Genomic DNA, 25,838 nt, shown 5'->3' on the forward strand with positions numbered 1-25,838 from the left:
GTGCAAATTAAAACTTACAAAATCAAGGATATTTGCGAGATCTCAAGAGGCAAAGCAATTACTAAAAAATACATTAAGGATAATCCTGGTCAATATCCGGTTTATTCATCTACTACTGCTAATAACGGTGAAATTGGCAGAATAAAGGATTACGATCTTGATGGCGAATACGTTACCTGAACTACAGATGGTATATATGCAGGTACTGTTTTTTATCGTAACGAAAAGTTTAATGCTTCTCAGCACTGCGGTGTTTTAAAACTTAAAAATAACGAAATAAGTGCTAAGTTTTTAACTTATGCATTAGGAATGGAGGCTCCTAAATTTGTTAATAATGCTTGTCCTATTCCTAACCTCAATTTATCAAGAACTGAGGAAATTGAATTAGATTTCCCACCCTTGCAAATTCAGCAGAAAATTGCTACTATCTTAGATACTTTTACCGAGCTAAGCGCCGAGCTAAGAGAGCGAAAGAAGCAGTATGCCTTCTATCGCGATTATCTGCTCAACCAAGAAAATATCCGAAAAATTTACGGAGCAAATATACCTTTCGAAACTTTTCAAGTAAAGGATATTTGTGAAATTAGAAGAGGTCGAGCGATAACTAAAGCGTATATTAGGAATAATCCTGGAGAAAATCCAGTTTATTCCGCAGCTACCACAAATGATGGTGAGTTAGGACGTATTAAAGATTGCGATTTTGATGGTGAATACATCACTTGAACTACAAATGGTTATGCTGGAGTAGTTTTTTATCGTAATGGCAAGTTTAATGCATCACAAGATTGCGGTGTTTTAAAGGTTAAAAATAAAAAAATCTGCACCAAATTCCTATCCTTTTTATTAAAGATAGAAGCACCAAAATTCGTTCATAATCTAGCTTCAAGACCAAAACTAAGCCAAAAAGTAATGGCTGAAATTGAACTCTCTTTTCCACCTCTAGAAATTCAAGAAAAGATTGCTGATATTCTCTTTGCCTTTGAAAAACTTTGCAATGATTTAGTAGAAGGTATTCCTGCCGAAATTGAATTGCGTAAAAAGCAATTGGATTACTATCAGAATTTCTTATTTAATTGAGTGCAAGAACAAAAGAAGAACTCACTTTCTACTAATCTAAATTAAAGGTTATTTCTTAACCTTTGAGAGTTTCTTTAATTAAAAAAGAAATTTCTTAATTTTGTTGACATTTCTAATTAAGCCGTTCAATTTATTTAGTGTAAAGAGCGCATATGCATTACACATATAAATTGAAAATCGGGCACTTGTTAAATTTAGCTCAATTCTTATACAAAATTGAACGTTTTAGTTATTTTTTAGATTCTCCAAAGAAAGGAGGGATTTTTTATGCCTAAAATTATTTCTAAACGAGAATTCAACATTCTTAGAAAAACAAAAGAAGAAATCTTTTCTCAAATTGTTTACACTAAGAAGAGAAACGGTCTGCACAAGGCTGCCAAAGAATATTACTTCAAGGACAAAGACTTTACAATAATAGAAGATCAACAGGATCGACCTGATAAACCTGAGGAACTGGACACACCGGATATTCCAAAGCCACCAAAACCTCCCAAGGGTCCTGATCAACCCGAGGAACCAGGCCAACCAGGTGGTCCCGATGATCCTAATTCAGGAAATAAAAAGATGCCAAAGCCAGACGAATTTGTAACCCACAGACAACTTCAAGAATTTAAGAAGGATCTTTTAGTGGAACTTCACGAAATCTTTCCTACAAAACCTGAATTAAAACGGGTTGAAGAAAAAGTTGATGTTCTGTTTGAACTTCAAAAAGCTCAGGGTGAACAAATAAGAATCCAAGGTGAACAAATCAAAGAACTGAAAGTGGAGCAAAAAGCCCAGGGCGAAACCCTACAGCTAATCTTGCAAACACTACAAAAGATGAACGATCGTCTGGATAAGATCGAAGGTAAAATGGACAAAATGGAAAGTAGAATGGATAAAATGGAAACTCGCTTAGACAAACTAGAGTCCAAATAAATCTAATTGAAATAAGAATAACAGCAGTTAATTTTTAGGTTAGCACGTTGCTAATTTATTCATAAAAGAAGAACTATTATTAGTTATTTATTCAGCTTCTTCAGTGGTCTTTAAAGAAATATTAGTATTTAATAAAAAAATTTATTGTTGTTAAAGTTTAAACTCTAGTATTTCTTATTTATCATTAAGTTATTTAATTAACATTAAGTTATTTAATTAACTTATTTAACTTAATCTTCACATGGAAAAACTGGATTTTTTAAAGATAAAAAAAGATTGAACTGTACCAGTTGAATATCAACCTAGTGATCAAAAAATAGAGTGACAATCTTCAAGAAAAATAGTTCAAAATTTAAAAAACAAACTTTTATCCTTGGGTTATGAAGATATTAGCAAGGGTTTTGACGAAATTCCTAAATTCTTAGAGAAAAATTTAAGAAATCAACTTAGCTTATTAAACGATTTTCAATTTTCCGATAGAGAGTGATCAGATTTTTTAAATAACTTTATTTTTCAATTAGGTGACGGCAAAAAAGGAAGAATTGAAAAAATCCAAAAAGGTGAGCTTTATGAACTAAAAGATGAAAATGACAGAATCATTAAAAATGTTCGTTTAGTAAATAAAAGAGAACTATCTAAAAATAAATTGCAATTTATTTGCCAAGATGAAAGGAATGAGGTTATTATATTCATCAATGGCCTTCCTTTTGTTTTAATAAGTATCTTTGAATTTAATTCACCACTTCAATCAAGCTTTCAAGCATGAAAAATTATTAATTCCCTAATAGATGACGAAAAATTTAAAAAGTTTTCCGATTACTTGCACCTTTTTGTTTGAACAAACGCAAAGGAAACAAGATACTGCTCAATAACAACATGGGATAACCTTAAAGAAAAAAGGAAATCAGTAAGAGGATTGTCAAACTCTTCTTTTAAAAGTTTGATGAGATGAAGTGACTCTGAAAACAATAAAATCGACTATATTGAAGACTTTGCAACTCATTTTTTAAACAAAAACGCCTTATTAAACGTTATTTGTAAATTTTGTGTGTTCAGGTCAAATAGTGATCTTTGAGTTATGCGTCCTTACCAAATATGCGCAACTGAAAGAATTTTAGAAAAAATAAAAGAAGACAATAGGAACAGTAAAAACTCTAAAAATGCAAGTAAGGGCGGCTGTATTTGACACTCAACCGGAAGTGGTAAAACACTAACTTCTTTTAAAGCTGTTCAATTGGCTAGTGAAATAGACTTTGTTGATAAAGTCCTTTTCGTTGTTGACAGGAAAGACTTGGACAACCAAACGATCGAAGAATATGAAAAGTTTCAAGCGGGTTCTGTTAGCGAAACTGAGAACACAAATGATCTTAAAGAAAAGATATTAGACGATAGTACCGCCACACGTGCAATTGTTACTACTATTCATAAACTTAAGAGGTTAATAGATCAGAGAAGTAAGCTTAAAGACGAAGATCTTAAAAAGAAAAACATCGTTCTTATATTCGATGAATGTCATCGATCTCAATTTGGAAAAATGAAACAAGAAATCGATGAGTTTTTTTAAAATGGGATTTTATTTGGCTTTACTGGAACGCCTATTTTTGAAAGTGAATATTCAGACAAGAATCAAACTCTAGAGAACCAGCAAAAGACAACTAGAAGTAAATTTGGTGAAATTATTCATACCTATACAATGTCTGATGCTTTGGATGACGAAAATGTACTTTGTTTTAGGTATAAGAGTTATTACATTAAAGATGATGGAAGCCGAATTGATACATTAAATGAAGAGAGAATTAAGCATATTGTTGATTTCACTTTAGATAAATATCTAGATGCAACACAAAATACTCCGAAATTTGATAATTTTGAAAATCCTGTAAAAGAAGGGTTTAATTCGATTTTTGCCTGTGAGAGTAAAGAAGCAGCAATCGAATACTATAAAGAATTCAAAAAACAAATTGAACAAAAGAAGCTACCAATTAAAATTGCAAGCATTATAGCGCAAACGAAGGTAGTGATGAACAAGAAATTAGTGTAAAAGGTCTTGATAAATCCTCAAAGAGTTTTCTAAGTCAAATCATTTCTGATTACAACGAAACCTTTCAAACAAACTTTAGCATTAACAATCTAGATGAATATTACAAAAATGTTTCTGATAGATTAAAGCCAAAAAAGACAAAAAATTTAGATGGTGAAAATAAAAACACAAATGGCTGAGAAATCGACATTTTAATTGTTGTTAACATGTTCTTAACTGGTTTTGATGCACCAACCCTTAATACACTTTGAGTAGATAAGAATTTAAGCGAACACACTTTAATCCAAGCTTTTTCAAGAACTAATAGATGTTTTGGAGAAACTAAAAAATTCGGAAACATTTTTAGCTTTAGAGATATAAGAGAAAACTTCGATCAAGCTCTAAAAATGTACGCAGACAAGCGTGGTCTTAAGGATATAAGATCCAACATGGTTATGCGAGAATTTGAGGAAGTTTTTGAAAAATTCAAAGATTGAACCGAGAAAATAAAACAAAAATACCCAAATCCAGATGAAATTCTTAATTTAGAAAAAGAAGAAAAGTGAGATTTTTCTGATCTTTTTGGTGAATTTCTTGGAGATTACAGAACTGTAAAAAGCTATCATGAATTCGACAAAGACAACCCTTATCTTCCAAGTGATGAATTCAATAAATATTTTGCTGCGTTTTCTCAAATTCAAGAAGAAATAAGGAAAGAAAAGGCAGAGAAAAAAGCGCTAGAAGTACAAGAAGAAGATTTATCAAATGAAGTACGAAAAGAACCGCAAATCTTTTCTTGAGAATATGGTGAGGGTATTCAAGCCAATTTAGATTACATTTTTCATCTAATTAAGGATCTCTATAATTGTGATAATGAGCAAGATAGACAAAAAGTATTAGACAAAATTAAGACTGCAATTAGAACAAATCCAGAGATTCAAGTGAATGAAGATATTCTTAATGAATTTATAGAGGACTTAGGGAAGTCGTTCGAGAAAGAAAAACTTGAAGAAGTTTGAAAAACAGAAGGTAAATTACGTGAGTGTTTAAAGGATTTCTGTAAAAAGAAGGAAGAAAGCAATAAGAAAAAAATTATTAATGACTTTTTAGTTAAAGGAGTTTTCCTTGTTGAATGAGTAGCTGATAAACAACTAAATACAGCTAAAAAGAAAGGTGAATACAGTCCTTCTTGATCTGATACAGAAAAATTAATTTGAAAAGAAAAATCAACCAATCTTCCAACTATGACAGAAAAAGATGAAGATGGCAATTTCAAGTGAAGAAAATTAATTACAGATATCTCGGAAGCTTTTAAAAATCACTTCGAAAGATTTATCCGCTTTGTTGAAATTAGATAGTTTTAAATTATTATCTATAAATCAGGTTTTCAACCATAGATTACTATGGAAAAGAAAAATAAAAAAAATACTGCAACCGTTCCCACCAAAGAACAATTGGATGGCATGTTTAAATCTCTTGAAAAAGAAGAGAACTATGATGTCTTTGTTCAAGTCATAAAAGCTTTAGGTAAGATGTAGTTGTGCGTGAAATAAACGTTTATTATTTAAGCAACGACTCAAAAAGTGATAAAGACGATATCGATTATTTAATAGAAGAACTTTTAGTTGAAGGTTCTCGTTTTAAAAATAGTCTTGTTACGTTTTTAGAAAAAGAAAAAGACTGCCAATCTTGCATTTGTTTATTTAAATCTAAGCTTTCTTCTTCATTCGAAATAAGAGTCAAATTTAATGAATTAAATTTAGATGCAAGTGATGAAAAAACTAAGGAATTTTTAAGATACATAGTTAGTAAATCAATAAACAATGCAAAATTCCTATCTTCTGAAGACTTTGATGACAAAAAAGAAGACGAAATTCTAAGCATCATTGAGAATACCTTTAATAGTTATTGCTACAAAAGCGATTTACTAAGTCCAAGTTTGTATTGTAAAGAAGGCCGCTTGAACATAATTGATTTAATTAACGATATTTTTTGCAAGGTTTTAACTTTTCATAAATTGTCGAACGGAAATAAAAGACTAGCTACAGCCTTATTAGTTAATTTTCTTTACACTTTTGGATATTATTTCAAATGAACAATACCTCTTAAAAAAGAGGAATACTTTAAGTATGCTCACATGATCAAAAACTTTGTAGTTAGTTTTGAAGAACATAAAAGAGAAAACAGGGATGAATTTCTAGCAAAGCAAACAAAGAAATTTATCATGGACAACATCCTTTTAGCTCTCAATTTTTGAGAGACTAAATTAAATTAGTTTTTCTAAAAAACAACAATTAGCTAAGAAAAGTTATATGGACAAAAATGCCTTAAGAAAACAAATTCTGCAAAAAAGAATGGCATTAAGTACCATTGAAAAAAGTCACTTAGATCAAAAGATTAATCAAAAATTAGTTGCTTTTTTAACTCCTAAGCCATGCATTAAAACAATTGCACTTTATGAACCCATTAAAAATGAGGTTACTTTTGTTGACTTCTTCTTTGAGTTTTTAAAGATTAACCAAATAAGAGCTGTTTACCCCAAGGTAATAAGTGATACCGAAATTATCTTTATTGATCAGGAGACAAATACATTCGAACCTAATCAAATAGACTGCTTCCTAATACCATTGGTAGGCTTTAATAAAGACAATTACCGTCTAGGCTTTGGCAAGGGCTATTATGACCGTTATTTAATGCAATTAACTAGACAACAACCTAAAATAGGAATAGCGTACAGTTTCCAAAAAGGTGATTTTTTAGCCGATCCTTGGGATGTACAACTAGACTTAATTATTAATGATGAATAGCATTAAATTCATTTTCCTAGGTGACGTCTATGGCAAGGCCGGACGTAATATTATTAAGAATAATCTAGCCCAACTCAAATCAAAGTATCAAGCTGATTTAGTCATTGTTAATGCCGAAAATACGACTCACGGTAAAGGACTTAGTTTAAAGCACTATGAGTTTCTAAAAGAGGCAGGCGTTAATTACATTACTATGGGTAATCATACCTGGTTTCAGAAGCTAGATTTAGCTGTTGTAATTAATAAAAAGGACTTAGTGCGTCCTTTAAACTTAGACACCAGTTTTGCTTTTCATAACTTAGGGCAAGGTAGTCTTGTATTTGAATTTAATAAAGCAAAGATTAGGATAACTAATTTACTGGGTACTAGTGTGCCCTTACCCTTTAAAACAACTAATCCCTTTAAAGTTTTAAAAGAACTAATTTTAAAGCGCGATTGTGATCTTCATATAGTTGATTTTCACGCTGAAACCACCAGTGAAAAAAACGCCTTTTGCATGGCTTTTGATGGTTATGTCACAACCATTTTCGGCACCCACACCCACGTGCCTAGTGCTGATTTAAGAATCACCCCCAAAGGTAGTGCTTACATTACCGATGTCGGGATGTGTGGTCCGGGATTTGGTAGTGTTATTGGTGCTAACCCCGAACAGTCGATCAGACTCTTTTGTGCTGGTAGCAGAGAACACTTTGAGGTATCTAAATGCGGAGCACAACTCAATGGTGTCTTCTTTGAGGTTGATGTAAATACAAAAAAGGTGATTAAAACAGAGGCGATTAGGATTGTGGAGGACGATCCTAGATACTTAAAACAAGACTACTTTAACCTAATTTAACTGGGTTACCTTATTTTCTGTTTTATTCAATAAACGGTGAATGTTTTTGCGGTGCAATCAAAACACCGCAATTGTTAGTGGTCAATACCACAATACAAAGAAGAGAATAATGTACCAATCATTTTGGTAAGAGATCGCGTTTATTGGATTAGGCTTAAAAAAGTAAAGGTAATCTAACCAAGGCACTAGGATAATGATCGCTAAAATAAAGAAGGTAACTAAGCTAGCTAAAGAAACGTACTTGGTTATTAAAGTAACTAGCAATCACAAAACTAAGCAAATAACAAATCACCACAGCGAAATTGCCAGCAAAGAACCGCCTGTAGTAGCGATGGCTTTACCACCTTTAAACTTAAAGTACAGTGGAAAAATATGACCAATGGTAGCTGCAAAACAACTTAAATAAGTGAGGTAATAAACCTTTTGATACTGGTTTACATTAAGGTATTGTTGTAACCAAAAGCTAAAGATTAAAAAGCTGAAAACAAACGCCAAAAACCCCTTTAAAGCATCACATAAACCAACTAAGAAGCCTATTTTCAAACCAAAAACACGGATTGAGTTAGTAGCCCCCGGATTCTTGGAGCCCAATTTCCTGACATCTTTGTTTAAGATCTTGCCAAAAACATCAGCAAACATCACTGAACCCATTAAATAGCCAATAACAAGGCTAAAGACAATAAGTAGAGCGATGGCGCTAGCTGCGTTCATATGCTTTAATAATTTTATTTAATACATGGATTACTTGACTATCAAACTGGCTTGGATTTAACCGTGCTGTAAAGTTTTTTAGCAAGCCGTTGTAGTATTTCACTAACATTTGTTTATCAGTAAAGTTAACCAAATGCGGACCCAAGATCATTTGTTCTTCAGTTAAATACTGGGTTTGCGCCTTTGTTTTATCCACAGCTAAAACTAAGTAAATAAAACCACGTTCTTCAACTAGTGTTTCAGTGGTAATAGTTCATTGATTAGCACTTAAAAAGCGGCGCAATTCAATGATGTTGGACTGCGGTTGGAGTACAAAGTGCTTTAAAAAGTTATTGTGCTGTGCTAGTATTTGCATAATTTTCAACCCACCTAAACCAGCAATAACACCAACAGCAGGATCTAAGTTTAAGTTAGGTAACAGGTCAAACCCGTCACTGGTAATAAAGTGCATGTTAGTGTGATCTTTTAACAACCCTTTAGCAGCACCTAATGCATTAGCACTAATATCACTGTTAACGCCCACTAAACTAGGGTTTTGTTGAACTAGTTCACGTGCTAAATAGCCATGGCCACAACCAATGTCATAAAAGGCTTTGGGTTTTTGCTGTAAGACTAAATTAGCAATTGTGCTAATCCTTCTTTTCATTTCCCCTCATGAAGGAAAGGCTCATGTGGTTATTACGCACTGCTTGACGCAGTTTGCGAATGGCTTTGGTTTCTATTTGCCGAATCTTTTCGCGGGGAATCTTAATCTTTTGACTTACCTCATCGAGTGTTTTGGTTTCGTTGTAAGGTGGCATACCAATGCGCATCCGCACAATTAATTCTTCCTGTTCGGACAAACAGTTGTTTAACAACTCATCAATCTTTTCGTAATTAGAACGGCTTTCGGTAAACTCATCGGGCATTTGGGCATCAGTATCACGCACAAAGTCACCGAACTGCGATTCTTCATCGTGGCCCACTGTTTTATCTAAAGAAACAGGATCTAAGCTTAAACGTTTAATTTCAGCAATCTTTTTAACTGTAAACCCTTCAGCTTGACCACCCATTTTTTCCGCTAACTCTTCCGCGGTGGGTTCGCGTCCTAATTCTTGGTTTAAGGCACGTTCAGCTTTAGCTAAACGGTTAATAGTTTCCACCATGTGTACGGGAATCCGAACCGTACGTGCTTGATCAGCAATAGCACGAGTAATCGCTTGTTTAATCCACCAAGTAGCATAAGTGGAAAACTTATTACCCAATGACCAGTTAAACTTGGAAATGGCCTTTAAAAGTCCTAGGTTACCTTCCTGGATAAGGTCATTAAAATCCAATCCTCTTTCCAAGTGTTTTTTAGCAATGGAGACCACTAACCTAAGGTTAGAGGTTACCAGTTGATTAATGGCATACTTGCGTGATTCTTCATCAGTACTGTTTAAAACTTTGGCAATTCGCTGCTCAGACTCAAAGTCCAACATCTTGGAAGAATCGAGCGAACCTAGAAAGAAACGTACGTTGTCATCAACCTTATCACGATTAGAGATGTTTTTGGTGGTTAATTCTTCAATGTCCTCGTCAATGATCGACAAGTCTTGGTTAGCACGGAACTCATGGATGTGCTCTTCCACATCATGTGGTAGTTCAATTCCCTTGTCACGCAGTTCATCCAAAACAAAGATAATTTCATCATCTGGGAGTTCAAACTTGGACAAAACATTAACAATGTCCTTGTTGGAAAGCGAGTTATTGTCTTTCTTTTTGTTCTTTTTCTCCCACACCTCCACCAACAGGCTAATTACCTTGTTAGTATCATCATTTTCGGTATGACTCTTTAGAGAGCCTTCTAAAATATCAAACAGCTTAAGGTTGTTCTTTTCCTTTAAAGGTGCGTGTTTTGGCTTTCGACCGCGACGCTTCTTTGGTACATCACTCTCCTTGTTTTCTTGAAGCGTTTTTAAAAAGGCTACGTTTTCGTGTTTTTGTTTACGTTGTGCCTTAGTGTCAACGTAAATCATCTTTTTAAACGGACGGTTTTTACCGAGGATACGACTCTTTTTAAGTTCAGCAATGCGCTCTTCGTTAAGTGCTTGTTTTTGATTTTCAGTTTTAGGCTGAGGTTTTTTGAAATTTTTCTTTGGCGATGACATTCAGTCTAGTGCGCACGCGTATACACGCACGCCAAGTGGAATTGTACATTATTTAGTGCTCAACCATGCTTTTAAAATATTTTAAAAGCTCTTTTTGTTTCACAATTAGTTGCCGAAAAAACTGTAAATCTTCCTCATAATCCTCAGGGTCATATGAGAGTGATTTGTTTAAAAAGAACTCCTTAATTTGCGCTAAAAAAGTTGTTGGAAACATTGCTTGTTGTTCCCCTAAAATACTGTTAAACACAGCCCAATCAGGCTCTTGCACCTTAGCTCAATAAAGCCGCGCTTTATCAATAAAAAGGGCAACATCAAACAACGGTGTTTGCAATGAAGCAAACAATTCATCTAAATCAGATTGCTTTAATTCGACTAAAAACTGCTTATCTAACAGTACGTAAGCGAAGATTTCAGCATGAAATACACGTTCCTTGGTCTCCTTTCAGTTGTTTTCGACTAAAAACTCCTTGGTAATGGCAACCGGCTGCGATTCATTTCTAAAACTATTATCAACCACACCAACCACTGATTCGTAAATCGGGGCTCTTTGGGTAAAAGTTGTAGTTTTATTAACTTTTACTTTGAGCTTTTGCTGCTGTAATTGTGTGAACAGTGTTTCCACATCACTGTATTGCAACAATTGCTGTAATTTCTGACACAAAAAGCGGCTAAAGCTAGTGTCAGCTGTTACTTTCTGGTTTTGTGCAATAATGTCGATAACTTTATTGACGGTAATCCGCTCATCAAAGCCCTTGGTTTTAAAGTAAGCCACTAAGTATTCCACGAGGTTTAAAACCCTGTGAGTCTTAGCTTTAACCGCATCACTACCTTCAGCTAAAAACAACTCATCCCAGTCTTTGTAAGCGGCTTGGTTTCAATCGACCACTTCCACAATAATGCCGTGTGCGTTTAACTCTTGTAATAGCTTAAAAGTAGCATCGTGACCCGCTGTATCATTATCGAGTGCCAAGACCACTGTTTCTAGCGCTTTTAGTTGCTGTTGAAAGGCAATAATGTGGCTTTCACTCAAGGCTAAACCCATTAAGCCCACTACATCACCAATCCCAGCGCTAGTAAGGGCAAAGACATCGAAGTAACCCTCAACTAAATACAGCTTTAGTGTGTTTTTATCAATCCGGTGGAAGTTAAATAACAATTCACTCTTCTTAAACCACTGGTGTTCTGCACTGTTTTTGTATTTAATCTTTTCCGTTTTTTGCAGTGCACGCCCTGAAAAACCTACTGGATTACCCTTAAGGTCATGGATCGGAATCATAATCCGGCTCTTAAAGGTTGCATAATGCGTTTGTTGGTTAAAAAATCCTAAAGCTTCTGGGAATTTTTCAGTAGCAAAACAGAGCTCTGCCTTTTCAATTGCCGGGCTAATTCAGGGATAGTTTAAGAGACTGGGTAGAAAATACTGGTCTTCTAAAGTAAACGCTAAACCCAACTGAAAGCGTTCAATTACTTGAGGACTTAACTTTCGTGTTTCAGTTAAGTAAGTCAAACCCTGCTCTTTGGGCTCTAGCTTTAACCGGGTTTGATAGTAATCGACTAGGGCACTGTGTAGATCCCAATAGCGCTTTAACTTTGGGTCAACTTCCTTAAGGTGAAAGTTAACAGCGTATTGTGAGTCAAGATTGAGAATACTAAGTGCCTTATTGAGCGCCGTTTTTCAATCTACCTGATCAATTTTTTGGATAAAAGCAATCCCATTACCGCCCACCTGACACGAGAAACACTTAAAGATGTTCTTTGCAACTGACACCGTCATCGAGGGGTTTTGGTCAGCATGAAAGGGACAGAGTGCCACAAAGTCCTTCCCCTTCTTTTTTAGCTTAATGGCATAGTGCTCCACTATGGGAGCTATTTTGATTTGCTGTTTGAGCTGATCTAGGCTAGTGGGACTGGTCATCGTGTTGGGCAAACCAAGCCTTGAGCTCCTTGATTGGGACACGCACTTGCTTGAGTGAATCCCGTTCTCTGATGGTAACAGCTTGGTCTTCTAAACTTTCAAAGTCAAAGGTAATGGCAAACTTAGTGCCAATGGCATCAGCTTTACGGTACCGTTTGCCAATACTACCGGCGCTTTCAAAGCCAATCCGTCAGTGGGTTTGACTCAGCGCTTCAAATAATGTTTGTGCTGTTTCTTTGAGTTTATTGACTAAGGGCAGCACTACAATTTGTTCTGGACATAAGTGAAAGGGTAAACGTAACACTTCGCGCATTTCCCCTTCCAACTGCTCTTGTTGATAGCTGCTAACAATCAAGGCATAAAACAAGCGCTCAATTCCCACCGAAGGCTCCACTACAGCTGGAATAAAGTGTTCGTTATTCTCTCCATCAAAGAAGTCTAAGGGCTTTTTGGCGTACTTTTGGTGTTGTTCTAAATCAAAGGTACCACGATCAGCTAAACCCCACAATTCCCTCAAGCCATGGGGAAACTGGAATAAAAAATCCACTGTTTTATTGGCATAGTGTGCTAATTCATTCTTGTCATACTCGTATTGTTTAACCAATGCTGGGTTTAATTGCAGTACCTTAAACAAAAAGTGAGCAATTGCTTGTTGTTGGCTTTCAAAAACGCTTAAACTGGCTTGAGGATTGCAGAACCACTCCATTTCAAACTGTTCAAATTCACGAACGCGAAACAAAAAGTTTCCCGGGGTCACTTCATTGCGAAAGCTCTTACCAAACTGGGCTACGCCAAACGGTAAAGGACGCTTTTTGAGTTGTAACAGCTGTTTAAAGTTAATGAAGATGCCCTGAGCTGTTTCCGGACGAAGGTAAACCAGGCGTTTTTCGCTGTTGACAACGCCAATTTCAGTTTGGAACAAGAGGTTAAAATCGCGTACTTCTGACCAATTATTGGCCTTACAGTTAGGACAGTTGACCTGCTTTGGGTTTCACTGGGTGGCGCTTTTAATTTGTTCATCCAAATGATCAACACGAAAACGCAACTTACAGCTCTTACAATCCACAAGAGCATCAGTGAAATTGGCTAAATGGCCACTAGCTTTTCAGATCTGTTCGTTGAGAATAATTGGCGTGTCAATCAACAATACATCCCGCTTATTTTTAATGAAGAAGTTGTACAGTGCCGTTTTAATTTGTTGCTTTAAAACGGCACCCAACGGACCGAAGTCCCAGCTGTTGGCAAGTCCATTGTAAAGCTCACTACTTTGAAAGACAAAGCCATAGCGCTTGAGGTATTGCACATACACTTCTTGGGAATATACTTGAGCCATAGTGTTAATTAATCTTAAAAATTAGCTTTTTCATCCAAACAAGATAATCCCCACGGCAACACTAACATTGAGTGAGTTGAGCTTGGGATTCATCGGAATTTTGACCTTTAAATCAGCGTTTTTTAACAGTAGTGCATTTAAGCCCTTATCTTCATTACCTACCAGTAAAATGCGCTTGTCAAAGTCTACTTGGCGGTAATCTTTTGGCTTTAAGCGCTCATCTAATGTTGTAGCGACCGTTCAAAAGCCGTGTTTTTGCAGGGTAGTAATGGCATAACTGAGGTTAGTAACCTGCACTAAGTTCTGGTAAAAGACAGTTCCCATACTGGTTCTAATAACGGTACTGTTAATGGGCGCCTGGTTATGCTTTTTAAAGATAATCCCATCCACTTCAGCTGCCATACAGGTGCGCAAGATGGCGCCAAAGTTATGCAGATCTTGGATCTCATCGAGCATTACCAGGGTACTGGTGGACTTGCTGTCTGTAATTTGGATTAACTGCTCAATTGTTTTGAGCATTTGGTTAGGGTTGATTACACAAACAAATTCCTGGTGGTTAATGTGGCGAAACTGCTGGTGAAACCACTGGCTGGAGTGCATTTCATACCGCAATCCCCGTTTCTTAATTAAGCCCAACAGCTTTTGGTGCTTATCAGATAAATTGACCTTTTTAATTTGCAGTTGGTTATCTAACGCTTCCAAAAAGGCCTTACTACCAAATAAAAAACTGGTTTCTTGCATCCGCTTCATTACTATAACAAACCTTTTTTAATTAGCTTTTGGCGCACTTCATCAGCCTTGTCTAACTGACCATTTTTGCGCAAACTAGCTCACTTTTTAATTAACTGTACATTGAGCTTAGTGTGGATCGACTTAAAGCCAATGCCCAAGATGTTTAAAGCTCACTCCAAATGGCTTAAATGTTCCTTTAAACCGCTCAAGTTTTGCTTGCTTACATCATGGTTAATTTGTTTGACTAACTTCCAAATGTGGGTAATGGCATTAGCAAAGTTGAGGTTATTGAGAAGTGCCTTAAACACCGGTTCAAACTGTTTGGGCGCGGGAATGGCGGATTGTTCAGAATACACAAACCAAGTGCGGCACACATTGACTGCCTTTTGGATCCTTTTAATATCACTGCAAGCTTGCTCTATTAAAGATTGGCTTAAATCCAACGGGTGGTAATAGTGTTTTTGATAGAACAATCAGCGCAAAATGCGAAAGTCATGGATTGTCAAAAAGTCAACTGCTAAAAGAAAGTTTTGCAGTGACTTGGACATCTTTTGGTTTTCAAACATTAAGTGGCCAATGTGCATCCAATGCTGCGTTAATGGTTTGTCATACAGTGCCATATGCATTGCGTTTTCGTTTTCATGATGGGGAAACTTCAAATCCACCCCACCACCATGAATTGTCAACTGGTCTTTAAAGCTGTAATCAATTAAAAAGGCACACTCCACGTGTCAACCCGGCCGACCCCAACCTCACGGACTGTTTCACTTTACCCCAGCGGTCGTTTGTTTTCACAAAACAAAGTCCAGTTTATTGCGTTTGTCAGTAGCTTCATCCTCAATTGTTTCCACAACACGGTTGGCTAAAATACCATACTGGGGTAATTGGCTTACACTAAAGTACGTGTTGCCCAAAGGCGAAACGTAAGCAAAGCCCATTTGGACTAACCGGGCAATGTAACCGGGCATTTTGTCAATTTTATCGGTGACTTGGAGGTGTTTAATCGGCAAAATGTTGAGCTTTTTCAACAAGCTTTTGTAAGCGGTGATTTGCTGTTTGCACAACTGCGCTTCACTAATTTCCTGTTGCTGCGCGATCTTGATAATCTTGTCGTCAATATCAGTGATGTTTTGGACAAACTGCACCTTGTACTGCGCTGCTTGCAACACCCTTTGTAGCACATCAAACACAATTAAGGGACGGGTATTGCCTAGGTGCAAATCATTGTAAACAGTCGGTCCACACAGATAAATGTTAATTTGCTTTTGTTCTAATACCACGCTCTGATTGCTCACCGTGTCAATGAGGGTAAATTTAGGTTCAAATTGGTTCATTAATAATGGGAATATTGAGGGCTTTAGCTTGTTCAAGTTTACGAGGTGTAGCCTTAATGCCAGCTAACACAAAATCAACTTTACTAGTGACGTTATTTGTAAAACGACAATCATACTTATTGGCGAGCAAGTTTTTAATGGTATCGCGACTAATTGGAAAGCTGCCAGTAATAACAAAACTCTTTTGAAAGTAAATGCTCGCGGTGTCAAAGTTAGTGTTGCTCTTTAAAGCATCCATTTGCACTCCAACTGCTTTAAGTGCAGCTAACAGCTGTAAGTTATTGTCATTGTGAAACCAGTTAAACAACGATTCTGCCACAGTCGGTCCCACATCAGGGAGTTCTAACAGTGTTTCCATACTGGCGGATTGTAAGGCATCGATGTTTTCAAAGTGCTTCGTTAAGCTTTTGGCTAACACTTGCCCCACATGTTTAATGCCAAGCCCAGTTAACAAGCGTGCCATCCCCTTGGTTTTGGACTGTTCGATGCTGCTGATTAGTTTATTGAACAGCACTTCACCAATTTTAAGTTCCAAGGCTAACACCGCGGCTTTGTGCTCCTTTAAGTGGTATAAATCAACGACGCTGCGCACTAAGTTATTTTCATACAGCTTACTAATGGTCTGGATACTTAGCCCCTGGATGTCCATAGCCGTTTTGGACACAAAGTAATTAATCGCTTCAAGGTTACGCTGGTCACAACGTTCATTGGTACAGTACTGATCTACCTCATCCTTATACTGCACTAACGGGGCTTGACATGCCGGACAGTGGGTTTGTTCGGGAATCGGTTGATTCGCTGCTGTTCTTAACGGTAAACACACCTCCAATACCTTAGGGATAATTTCCCCCGCTTTGTAAATTATCACTGTATCGTTTAAACGAATGTCCTTCTCCTTAATGTAGTCAAAGTTATGCAGTGTGGCTGCTGATACTACTGTCCCCTCTAAGTTAACTGGATCTAACTGCGCGGTATAGTTAATCTTGCCAGTGCGTCCCACTGTTACCAAGACACCACGCAGTTTGGTTTGGACAAACTTCGGTTTAAACTTGTACGCCAACGCCCAACGGGGAAACTTACTAGTAAACCCTAACTGGTCGTAAAAGTGAAAGTTATCTAGTTTAACCACTAGGCCATCGACTTGGAAGTTCAACTGATCACGTGTTTGGTCAAACTGATCGAGGTACTCAATTAATGCTTCGGGTCGATCAAAGCTAGCCACCGCTTTGGACACTGGAAAGTTTCACTGCTTTAACTGTGCTAACACGGCACTTTGACTCCTACAACCCAAAGTTAAGGCGTTGGGAACAAAGTAAAAGAAGGCCTTAAGTTTGCGCTTGGCACTCACCTCACTGTTGAGGTTCCGTAGTGTACCTGCTGCTAAATTGCGGGCATTGGCAAACGGTTTTGCTAAATTCTCGTTAATTTGCGCAAATGTTTTTTTATCGACAAAGATCTCACCGCGGATTTCCACCTGTTTGTGAAAAGGAATCGTTAGGGGAATGCTCTTAATCGTTTTAACATTACTCAAAACATCCTCACCCACAAGTCCATCACCGCGGGTTAAAGCCCGAGTTAACAATCCGTTTTCGTAAGTTAAAGAGATGCTTACACCATCAATTTTGGGTTCCACCACAAAGCGGTTTTGCACTCCAGTTAAGTTGTTAATGTTGGCAATAAAACTAGCAATTGTTGCTGTGTCGAAGGCATTGTCTAGGGAAAGCATTGGATTTTGGTGAGGAAACTTATTAAATGCTTCCACTACAATTCCCCCAACACGTTGGGTTGGTGAATCGGGTTGGATTAACTCAGGATGGGCTTGCTCCAACGCTTGCAGCTGTTTGTATAACTGGTCGTATTCAAAGTCACTGACCAGCGGATCGTCCAAAACATAGTAATGGTAATCATAGCGTTTTAACTGTTCAACTATTGCTCGAATTTGTGCGACCTTTGCCATAAATTAATAAAAAGCCCTGATTAGCTTACAATGCCAACCAGGTGCTTTTAGGAAAATTTAATATGGAGCAGATAACGGGAATCGAACCCGCATCTTAACCTTGGCAAGGTTATGTTCTGCCATTGAACTATATCTGCGCAGCTCATAATTTTAGTATATTAAAGCTAATGGAAACGCAAAACCAAATAGAAACGTTGCGCTATATTTTTAATCAGCTCAACAACCAAGACAAACCACAAATAATTTGGTTTTCCGGTGAAGGTGAGGATGAAAAAATTAACTTTTTAATCCGTTTGGACAATTATTTCCAACCTACCTTTGTCCAAGACCTTACTATTAACTTTCTCCCCGCTTTTGTTAAGCGAAACAAGAAAAATCCACCCAATACTTTAGCTAAGGGTAACTTTGTCAACATAGCTAATAAGTTATTGGCAGTGTTAGCGCGTTCCTTGAGCTGAAAGCAGTTAAACAAACCCCAGCAAAAATGGTTGTTATGGTTACTAGTGCCCTTTTTGCTTTTGCGCCAACTATGGTTAAAAAAGAAGGTAAGCAAGATCTTTCAGTTTGTCAATGAACGTGGCATCTTGAGCTTCATTAAGGAGCAGTGACCGATTTTAACGACACTCGTTACCGTGGGTACTACCTTAGGTACACCCATCTTTTCGATTACCATTTCCCAGCAAAAAGCAATTTTGGAAAACGCTGGTCATGGTGCGTTTGTCTTTTTAGTAATCTTTTCGGTGTTTGCAATTGCGCTGGGTTTAGTCTCATCGTTAATCTTTTTAGTCTCATCGTTATTTTCAATTCGTCAAAAAAAGAGCTTACAACAGCTCCACCAAATTCTCTCTCGGTTAATTAACAAGTACTTCTGTTTGGCTAACAGTGAACAAAATCAAACCGGGCGGTACCAACTGAAAAATACCGGGGTGTGCTTCTTTTATGGCTTTGACTTTGAGGAAAAGGAATACATAACCCAAGCGATGAACCTACTGTTGCTCTTGAAGCAAACGAACTGCTTTGTGTTAGTCGGTTGTAAAGAGAGCAACATGTTGTTAATTAAAAACAAGGTGGAACCCGACATTAACCTTAAACAAAGTAGTCTGTACCTTGATTTAAAGAGTCAAATTAGTCCGTTGGCACAAATTAGTAAGTACAACCTCTTGTTTGAAGAGTTGGCCCTGGATGCTGACATGTTTTACTTAGAGGACTTCTTCGCCTTGTTAAAGACTCCGCGGCAAATTGTCAACTTTTTGTTTCGTATAAAACAAAACTTAAAGGAGTTTCACCAACCCCAAACGTTGTGGTTTGACTATTTGGCCTTGTGAGCCTTAGTAATTGCGACTGACTTTGAATTTAACAATGTCTTGTGGTCATTTAACGACTATTTAAGTTTAACGAACAAGCAAAAGGAAGATTATGCATCAGTTAACCTCACCGCCTTTTTTAACCGTAGTTTAAAGAACCATAAGGACAACAGCCTGCTCTTTAAACCAGAATTGTTCAACACTCACGCTTATATTCCTGAAACTTACACTCAAGTTACCTTAGAAAACATTGATTCAGACAAACGTGCGCAACTAGTGGCATTGAACTGGTTTTCACAGCAAAAGTTTAGCGATTTTATAGAAGAGAAAATTAACTTTTGACAAACTCAGCAGGCGGAAAACAAGGTGTTTTACCTCACTTTGGGCGAGCGGATCTTCTTTTTAGTATTAGTTAACAAGAAGTTCAAACAAATTAAACTAGAAGCAGCGTTGAAGTACCTCAACTAACTTCCCTTGGTGTAATGGATAACACGACTGAGTCCTAATCAGTAAATGGAGGTTCGATTCCTCTAGGGAAGGCCAAATTATCACAGAGACCTAGTTAACTACTAGGTCTTTTGTGTATATAAATTAAATTAAAATGATTAACCGCTAAGGGGGTGTAGTTTAGTGGCAGAACAACAGTCTCCAAAACTGTCTGTGTGGGTTCGATTCCTTCCACCCCCGCCACCTAGTGATGCATTACAGTTACAGCTTTAAAGAATACATCGAACGGTTTGCCAAAAAGGTTAATTCGATTGACAGCGAGTACTTCGAATTTTCCTCTTACATAGAGCGCATGCGCACTGTGTTTGGTTTACTGATTGCACTGATATGCTTTAGTAACGTTCTCTGTTTTCTTTTTATTGCAACTTGGTTTAGCACAAAGGGATTTGGTCAACACTACCGGGCGTTAATATTTACCTTGTTTATTCCCTTTGTCACTTCACTTTTAGCCAACATTATCTTCATTAACCTTAATCGCGCTTTTCGCGAATACTTTAAGATCAGCAGTAAAAGCCGTTCTTTTTTGGTAATCTGTGCCTTCTCCTCATTACCGATTGTGAACATCTGGCTAATGTTGTGGTGAGTAGCGATGATTAAGCGCTTTACTAGTAACTATGCCTTTGCTATCTTTGATAAGTACAACGGTTTGACTAGTGGTGTGTTTATCTTTGACTTTGCTGATAATGTCAATTTTGAGGGTAAACTAGTGAGCTTTGACAATACCAAGGACACCAACCGTGACTTTGTCCACTTTTACAGTGAGGCCAAACTTAAACGCGATAAAATTACGCTACAAACGAATCCAATTCCACACGAAAGGATGTATGTTAACCGCATGTACTATCAGCAAAAGCTCAGTATGGGTGCTAACCAAAACAGCCCTTCAACGGCATTTGCTAACTTAAAGCGGTATGTGGAACATAAACAGCAAAAAATTATCAAGATTAAGCAGTTTATCTTGACCTAAAAAAGCAATAAATATATAATCTAAGCCGTTGCTTTGTAAAACCAATGAAAAAAGATTTTCATTTTCCAAGCCAATCCGTTAGCTTCAAGTGTGCTTCTTGCAGCAATAGTTTCACCATTGAATCAACCCTAAAACAAAAAGAAATTACGATTGATATTTGTGGTAAATGTCACCCGTTTTACATTGGTGAATTAACCAAACAAACAGTCCACGGTCGTGCGGAAAAGCTTTCTGGAAAGTTCAATGCTGGCAAAGCCTTTTTAGAGAATAAAACTCCTAAAAAAGCGAAAGGCAAAACAGAAGAATATACCAAACACCGTTCTTTAAACGAACTGTAGGTGGAGTTTGACAAGCAGTTCTTTTCTAGTGTTGAAAAGATTGTTGAACTTGCTGAACAACTCGAAAAGGACTTAAATAAACCCGATTTGACCTTTGAACAGATCAAAGCGATCAACAAGGAACTGAAACATAAACAACCCTTAGTTGTTAAATTCAAAGAATTTAAACGGCTCATAGATCAAGCTTTGGAAGCGGAGGCCATTTTGGAAAACAACGAGCTCAAGGAGCTACATGATGAGGCCAAAAAAGAGCTGGAACGGGTGCGCAGTGTTGTCCCTGAATACGAAGAAGCGTTAAAACTGTTGTTATTACCAATTGATGAGAATAACCAGAAAAACGTGATTGTAGAGCTTCGTCCCGCTGCTGGTGGGGATGAATCGTGCATCTTTTTAGCTGATTTATTCAATATGTACCGCAACTTTTGTACTAACAAGGGTTGAAAGTTGCAAATTAACGAAATGATCCCATCCAGTGTCGGGTTAAACTTCGTTTCCTTTGAAGTTAATGGTGTCGATGTGTTTGCCAAGCTCAAGTTTGAATCTGGCGTACACCGGGTACAACGCGTACCCGCTACTGAATCCAAGGGGAGAGTACACACTTCAACCGTTACGGTTGCTGTTTTACCACAACTAGAAGCGGTTGAAGTTCATATTAACCCAGCTGATCTTAGAGTAGATACCTACCGTGCTTCGGGTGCTGGGGGTCAACACGTTAACCGGACTGAAAGTGCAGTGCGGATTACCCATTTACCAACTGGCATAGTAGTTTCGTGTCAAGAGGGTAAATCACAATTTACTAACCGTGATACGGCAATGAAGATGCTACGTGCTAAACTGTGGGAAAAAGCGCAGAACGAACAGTTATCAACCCAAGCAGGTTTGCGTAAAAGTCAGGTTGGGTCGGGTGATCGTGCCGAAAAGATCCGCACATATAACTATCCCCAAAACCGGGTCACAGACCACCGCATTAAACTTACCGTCAATAAGCTTAACACGATTATTTTAGGTGACCTTGATGAAATTATTGAAGCGTTGCAGGCAGATGAAAAGAAACAACAACTAGAGAACTTTTTCAGTTAATGAACTTGTATGAACTTTTCTTGAACCAAAAGCTGCTGTATGGCACCGATCCGCACTTTAACGGTGTTTTTCTCACCCTATTAGAAAAGTTTGGTCTGCACTTTAAGGATTTAACAGCACTGTGAAAGCACGCTAAAACAATTACTGACTTTGACGAACAGGGAATTGTTAATGCTTTAAAAGCTTACTTTGTCGATCAACTACCCTTACCCTATATTACCGGGAGTGTTAAGCTAGGTTCATTAACTTTTAAAACTCAACCTGGCGTCTTTATTCCTCGTGCCGACAGTTTAGCGCTTTTAAAGGTAGTCAAAGCACAAAACCTTAAAACCGCGGTTGACCTTTGCTGTGGAAGCGGTACGTTAGCAATTGCGCTAAAAAAGCGTTTTCCTCACTTAAATGTTTATGGTAGTGACCTCAACCCCCAAGCATTGCAGTTAGCGGCGCAAAATGCCCGTTTGAATATGGTTGAAGTGCAGTGAATTGAAGCTGATTTTTTAGCTGCTCTAGCACAGGTAAACACACCTATTGATCTCATTATTACCAATCCACCCTATTTAAACGAAAGTCAGTTAGATCAAACTTTAAACCACGAACCGCGCAACAGTTTAGTGGCTGATGGTAACGGAATTTTGTTTTACCAAAAGCTGTATAACTTTTTATTGGGTAACCGCCAAGTTAAACAAGTGATACTGGAGTGCTCACCAACCCAGAAAAAAGAGTTTTTAGCATTATTTAGCATTTTTAAAACTAGTGAAATTTACACAAGCCACAAGCAATTCATCGGTTTGAGTATTGACAACACTAAACTACCAGTCTTAAAAATTGCGCAAACCAAGCAAATTAAAGCACTGCTAGACAAGGGGATGACGGCCATTATCCCCACCGACACGCAAATAGGATTAATGAGTTATTGCCAACAAGATTTAGACCACATTAAACAACGCGATCCCAACAAGCACTACGTCCAGTTTTTAGCACCTAGTCAAATTAACCAGTTACCCAAACAATTACAAAAGCTAGCCAAACTGTTTTGACCAGGTGCTTACACCTTTATTGTAGATGGACAGAGCTATCGTCTACCCAACAGCCCACAGCTGTTAAAGCTCTTAAAAACGGTTGGTTTAATTTACTGTACCAGTGCTAATCAAGCTAAACAAAAACCATTTGGCAAGTTAAGCGCTTACCAGAACGATCCTTACTGAGTGCAGCAGAACTGTTTTATTGTGCAAAACAGCTTTAAAAGTAATAACGAACCGTCCTTAATTTACAACTTGGATACGAAGCAAATTGTTCGTGGTAGTTCAACCCAATTACAACGTTTCCAAGCGTTACTAGCAAAACACAAATTAAGACACTAAAAGTTTCAAATTTGACTGCTAAAAAGCACTATTAACGGATTATTGGAGCTATCCAACTTATTTTTAACTTTTAAAAATAAAGAATTTGCACCATTGCTGTATAATTTCCCATCTTTTTGGTGTTTTGTAAGATGAAATTTAAGTATGGTGCTACCCTTTTTAGTGGCTTTTTAGGGCTTTCAGCGATCCTAGCTGCTTGTGGTGCAAAGGGTAAATTTGACCAAGTTGATGATGGCAAAATTGTGTTAGCCTCTTCATTAACTTCTAAAAATGCCGCTAATGCTCTACAAGCTGTGGTGGAAAAATACAACCAGGTTAAGGGTGGCAATGATTATCCTATTGAAATTACCCAAATTACCGGTGGTTATGACGGTGGACGTGGTAACTTACAAACCAAACTTAGCGTTAAAGACAAAACGACCTTTTACAACCTCATCTTAAACTATCCCGACTTAGTTTCCACCCTAGGACGTGTTGGGATGGAACTGCCACTAGACAACGTTGATCTCTCCAAGTTATCACCTAACTTTTTGAAGTTCAACGAACGCATTAGCGGTGTAGCCAAAAAGGCCAATTACGCCATTCCCGTATCACTTTCAACTGAAGTTTTAGCTTTAAATGGACCGGTATTACACTATATCTTGAACAGCGCGAAGGGTGGTAATGAAACAGCTGTAACACAAAGAACTGCTAGCACAAACCAACAAAATACACTTCAAAATTCGTTAAAAATTAACGAAAGCGACCCCATAACCAAAGAGCTTTGAGAAAAAATTCAAAAGGCTGCTGAAACTAATGGAAAGGCTAAAGAACAAGGTAAAAGTAAGAAACAAGGCACAGAGAAAACTACCACTCTAACATTACTTAAAACTGAATCTAGTCAACAATCTAACACCACTAAAGATGGTAAAGCTACAAGCGATGAAGCAATTAAGAAAACTTGAGGTGATTACCAAAAGGTGGAGAATGGCCTTAAGGGTTATACCTTTAAAGCTAGTGTCTTTGAAAACTGGCATGAACTGCTCGATTTTTCCGCAAGGATAGCTAGATCATTTACTAATATTCACACCAAAGAAACCAAAAAGGGAACGGACATTCAAGGTGTACTTGGGATTGACAGTACACCTAACGCCTTATTTACTTCAGTATTTGCTGCAGGTGGTGGTAACTATGACAACTTCTTTTATAAGGTGCAAGATGGTCGGGCTGACTTTAGTAACTTTAAAAATAAGGAAACCTCTTACCAAAACTTACAAAAAGTATTTAGCGATTATAAGGAGTTAATTGATAAAAACGGTTTGTTTGTCAATAAGGGTGGCTCTTACTCTTCTAACTTCCAGAAGTTCCACCAATTAGCTTACAGTATTTCTTCCACTTCAGGTTTCTTTTATTCGTTTGCTGGTAACAGTGCTAAACGCTTAAAGTTTGATGACGGTAACTTTATTGAGTTTCCGCGCTTCACTCAACCAGTTAAAGCGCCTAATAAAACAACTCAAAGTGGTGGAGAAAATAACAATAAAAGTGAAAATAATCTTCTTGGAACTTTTGAAATAGAAGACAAAAGCAAAAAGCGCGAAAGCGTTGAATCTAGTGAAAAATCAAGTTCTGGGACTCAATCCAAAAGCAAGAAAGGTAAAAGTATGAAAACCATTTACCTTTATAAAGCACAAATTCCAGAAGGAAAAAACAAAGGTGATAATGCCATCTTAATTACTAACCAAACTGTTATTGATAAACTAGAAAAAGCTGCTAAAGAAGACGGTAAAAGTGGAACTCAAGTTTCAACTGTTGCAAGTAAATCAACAACTAAAGAGAACCAAGAAAACAAAATAATTGGTTACACATCGACTGATAACCTTCGTGAAGACAATAAGAACATTTTCGATATCGATGATCTTAACGATGAAAAATATGACCGTAAGATTATTGTTAGTGCTACTGAAGAAGTATTGGAACAATCTAACACTTTACAGAGTGAAGAAGCAGTTGTTCTACCGGCACTTGCTAAATATAAAGCTAGTGATTCCACAAAAATAGCAATCACTCAAGAACCTAACCTAATTGGTATCCATGCTAACGAAAAGGAAAATGAGGAAACACGTAAGTTTGTTAATTGGTTTTTAAACAGTGAGCAAACTTGGGAATCCAAGAAATACAGTAAAAATAAGCAAAACTCCAACGAAAAGAGAACTCCTGCACAATTCTTTGCTGATTCCGCGTCTTACATTCTACCCTTAAAGAAAACCTTCGATAATGCCAACAAAAAAGAAGATCAAAGTAAGGCCAATAACAAGACTAATAGCCAAAGAACTAACACCTATATCGAAAAGGCATTAGAAATTTTTAAAGGAATTAGCCAAAACCAAATAACAAGTTACAGTGATCCAAGCGACTTTAGAAGTGGTCGCTTCCGCGATGGTATTGGTTCTAACTTTAATGCAGTAGTAAATTCCAAAGTGGATTTCAATAAATTTATTAATAACTTTATTGCTAGTCTAGGTTTTGACATCTAA

Annotated in this window: 20 protein-coding genes, 3 tRNA genes and 2 pseudogenes; 16 read left to right on the forward strand and 9 right to left on the reverse strand. The window is 37.2% G+C overall.

Translation table 4 applies throughout. From position 1 onward, the window contains the following. The 8 genes and pseudogenes from F539_RS01930 to F539_RS01965 all read left to right on the forward strand — a co-directional run bounded on the left by F539_RS01930 (window position 1) and on the right by F539_RS01965 (window position 7,657). On the forward strand, window positions 1–1,122 hold the full coding sequence (locus F539_RS01930) for a restriction endonuclease subunit S (protein WP_014574951.1): 1,122 nt from the start codon (window positions 1–3) through the stop codon (window positions 1,120–1,122). Window positions 1,123–1,344: 222 nt separating this feature from the next. Next, window positions 1,345–1,995: a DUF16 domain-containing protein gene (locus F539_RS04625; RefSeq protein ID WP_014325475.1), complete on the forward strand. Its 651-nt coding sequence runs from the start codon at window positions 1,345–1,347 to the stop codon at window positions 1,993–1,995. A 241-nt stretch (window positions 1,996–2,236) separates the two neighbouring features. Next, window positions 2,237–3,763, forward strand: a pseudogene (locus F539_RS04690) (HsdR family type I site-specific deoxyribonuclease); the annotation flags it as partial. Between the two features lie 180 nt (window positions 3,764–3,943). Continuing rightward, window positions 3,944–5,373 (forward strand): annotated as a pseudogene (locus tag F539_RS01950) (type I restriction endonuclease subunit R, EcoR124 family); the annotation flags it as partial. Between the two features lie 45 nt (window positions 5,374–5,418). Beyond that, window positions 5,419–5,553: a hypothetical protein gene (locus tag F539_RS04555; RefSeq protein WP_014574953.1), complete on the forward strand. Its 135-nt coding sequence runs from the start codon at window positions 5,419–5,421 to the stop codon at window positions 5,551–5,553. Between the two features lie 2 nt (window positions 5,554–5,555). Continuing rightward, window positions 5,556–6,290, forward strand: a complete 735-nt coding sequence (locus F539_RS01955) for a death-on-curing family protein (protein ID WP_014574954.1) — start codon at window positions 5,556–5,558, stop codon at window positions 6,288–6,290. A gap of 37 nt (window positions 6,291–6,327) precedes the next feature. After that, the gene (locus tag F539_RS01960) at window positions 6,328–6,822 is read left to right on the forward strand and encodes a 5-formyltetrahydrofolate cyclo-ligase (protein ID WP_010874704.1); all 495 of its coding nucleotides are present in this window, start codon (window positions 6,328–6,330) and stop codon (window positions 6,820–6,822) included. After that, a complete protein-coding gene (locus F539_RS01965; RefSeq protein ID WP_010874705.1) occupies window positions 6,812–7,657 on the forward strand; it encodes a TIGR00282 family metallophosphoesterase in 846 nt (281 codons plus the stop codon). Before F539_RS01960 ends, F539_RS01965 begins: the two co-directional genes overlap by 11 nt. Here F539_RS01965 and plsY read toward each other — a convergent pair. From plsY to F539_RS02010, 9 genes are all read right to left on the reverse strand, one after another. Next, the gene (gene plsY / locus F539_RS01970; protein ID WP_010874706.1) at window positions 7,649–8,368 is read right to left on the reverse strand and encodes a glycerol-3-phosphate 1-O-acyltransferase PlsY; all 720 of its coding nucleotides are present in this window, start codon (window positions 8,366–8,368) and stop codon (window positions 7,649–7,651) included. The two genes, F539_RS01965 and plsY, sit on opposite strands and share 9 nt — an antisense overlap. Beyond that, on the reverse strand, window positions 8,355–9,014 hold the full coding sequence (locus F539_RS01975) for a tRNA (adenine(22)-N(1))-methyltransferase TrmK (protein ID WP_014574955.1): 660 nt from the start codon (window positions 9,012–9,014) through the stop codon (window positions 8,355–8,357). The genes plsY and F539_RS01975 overlap by 14 nt, the downstream gene beginning before the upstream one ends. Continuing rightward, window positions 8,998–10,497 (reverse strand): RNA polymerase sigma factor, encoded by a 1,500-nt coding sequence (locus F539_RS01980; RefSeq protein WP_010874708.1) that lies wholly within the window; start codon window positions 10,495–10,497, stop codon window positions 8,998–9,000. Before F539_RS01980 ends, F539_RS01975 begins: the two co-directional genes overlap by 17 nt. Before the next feature lie 52 nt (window positions 10,498–10,549). After that, on the reverse strand, window positions 10,550–12,412 hold the full coding sequence (gene dnaG / locus F539_RS01985; RefSeq protein WP_014325479.1) for a DNA primase: 1,863 nt from the start codon (window positions 12,410–12,412) through the stop codon (window positions 10,550–10,552). Further along, the gene (gene glyS / locus F539_RS01990; RefSeq protein WP_010874710.1) at window positions 12,396–13,745 is read right to left on the reverse strand and encodes a glycine--tRNA ligase; all 1,350 of its coding nucleotides are present in this window, start codon (window positions 13,743–13,745) and stop codon (window positions 12,396–12,398) included. The genes dnaG and glyS overlap by 17 nt, the downstream gene beginning before the upstream one ends. 21 nt (window positions 13,746–13,766) lie before the next feature. Further along, window positions 13,767–14,495, reverse strand: coding sequence for a 23S rRNA (guanosine(2251)-2'-O)-methyltransferase RlmB (gene rlmB / locus F539_RS01995; RefSeq protein WP_014325480.1), 729 nt, complete (start codon window positions 14,493–14,495; stop codon window positions 13,767–13,769). Window positions 14,496–14,497: 2 nt separating this feature from the next. After that, window positions 14,498–15,811 (reverse strand): cysteine--tRNA ligase, encoded by a 1,314-nt coding sequence (cysS, locus tag F539_RS02000; RefSeq protein ID WP_014325481.1) that lies wholly within the window; start codon window positions 15,809–15,811, stop codon window positions 14,498–14,500. Continuing rightward, window positions 15,792–17,768 carry an NAD-dependent DNA ligase LigA gene (gene ligA / locus F539_RS02005; protein ID WP_014574957.1) on the reverse strand — a complete coding sequence of 659 codons (1,977 nt, stop codon included), beginning with the start codon at window positions 17,766–17,768 and terminating at the stop codon, window positions 15,792–15,794. Before ligA ends, cysS begins: the two co-directional genes overlap by 20 nt. Window positions 17,769–17,831: 63 nt before the next feature. Continuing rightward, a tRNA-Gly gene (locus tag F539_RS02010) sits at window positions 17,832–17,905 on the reverse strand. A gap of 30 nt (window positions 17,906–17,935) precedes the next feature. Here F539_RS02010 and F539_RS02015 point away from each other — a divergent pair. From F539_RS02015 to F539_RS02050, 8 genes are all read left to right on the forward strand, one after another. Next, window positions 17,936–19,540, forward strand: coding sequence for a hypothetical protein (locus F539_RS02015; protein ID WP_014325483.1), 1,605 nt, complete (start codon window positions 17,936–17,938; stop codon window positions 19,538–19,540). Continuing rightward, window positions 19,541–19,615 (forward strand) — tRNA-Arg (locus F539_RS02020). It begins immediately after the preceding gene. Between the two features lie 73 nt (window positions 19,616–19,688). After that, window positions 19,689–19,762, forward strand: a tRNA-Trp gene (locus F539_RS02025). Between the two features lie 7 nt (window positions 19,763–19,769). Continuing rightward, window positions 19,770–20,546 (forward strand): MPN359 family protein, encoded by a 777-nt coding sequence (locus tag F539_RS02030; RefSeq protein WP_014325484.1) that lies wholly within the window; start codon window positions 19,770–19,772, stop codon window positions 20,544–20,546. A 44-nt stretch (window positions 20,547–20,590) separates the two neighbouring features. Next, window positions 20,591–20,884 (forward strand): 50S ribosomal protein L31, encoded by a 294-nt coding sequence (gene rpmE, locus F539_RS02035; RefSeq protein ID WP_010874716.1) that lies wholly within the window; start codon window positions 20,591–20,593, stop codon window positions 20,882–20,884. Next, window positions 20,885–21,964 (forward strand): peptide chain release factor 1, encoded by a 1,080-nt coding sequence (gene prfA / locus F539_RS02040; protein ID WP_014325485.1) that lies wholly within the window; start codon window positions 20,885–20,887, stop codon window positions 21,962–21,964. It abuts the gene before it with no gap. Further along, entirely contained in the window at window positions 21,964–23,325 is a 1,362-nt protein-coding gene (locus F539_RS02045) for a methyltransferase (protein WP_010874718.1), read from the forward strand. Before prfA ends, F539_RS02045 begins: the two co-directional genes overlap by 1 nt. 131 nt (window positions 23,326–23,456) lie before the next feature. Next, a complete protein-coding gene (locus F539_RS02050; protein ID WP_014325486.1) occupies window positions 23,457–25,838 on the forward strand; it encodes a P68 family surface lipoprotein in 2,382 nt (793 codons plus the stop codon).

It is taken from the genome of Mycoplasmoides pneumoniae FH (assembly GCF_001272835.1).
Taxonomy (GTDB): Bacteria; Bacillota_I; Bacilli_A; order Mycoplasmatales; family Mycoplasmoidaceae; genus Mycoplasmoides; species Mycoplasmoides pneumoniae.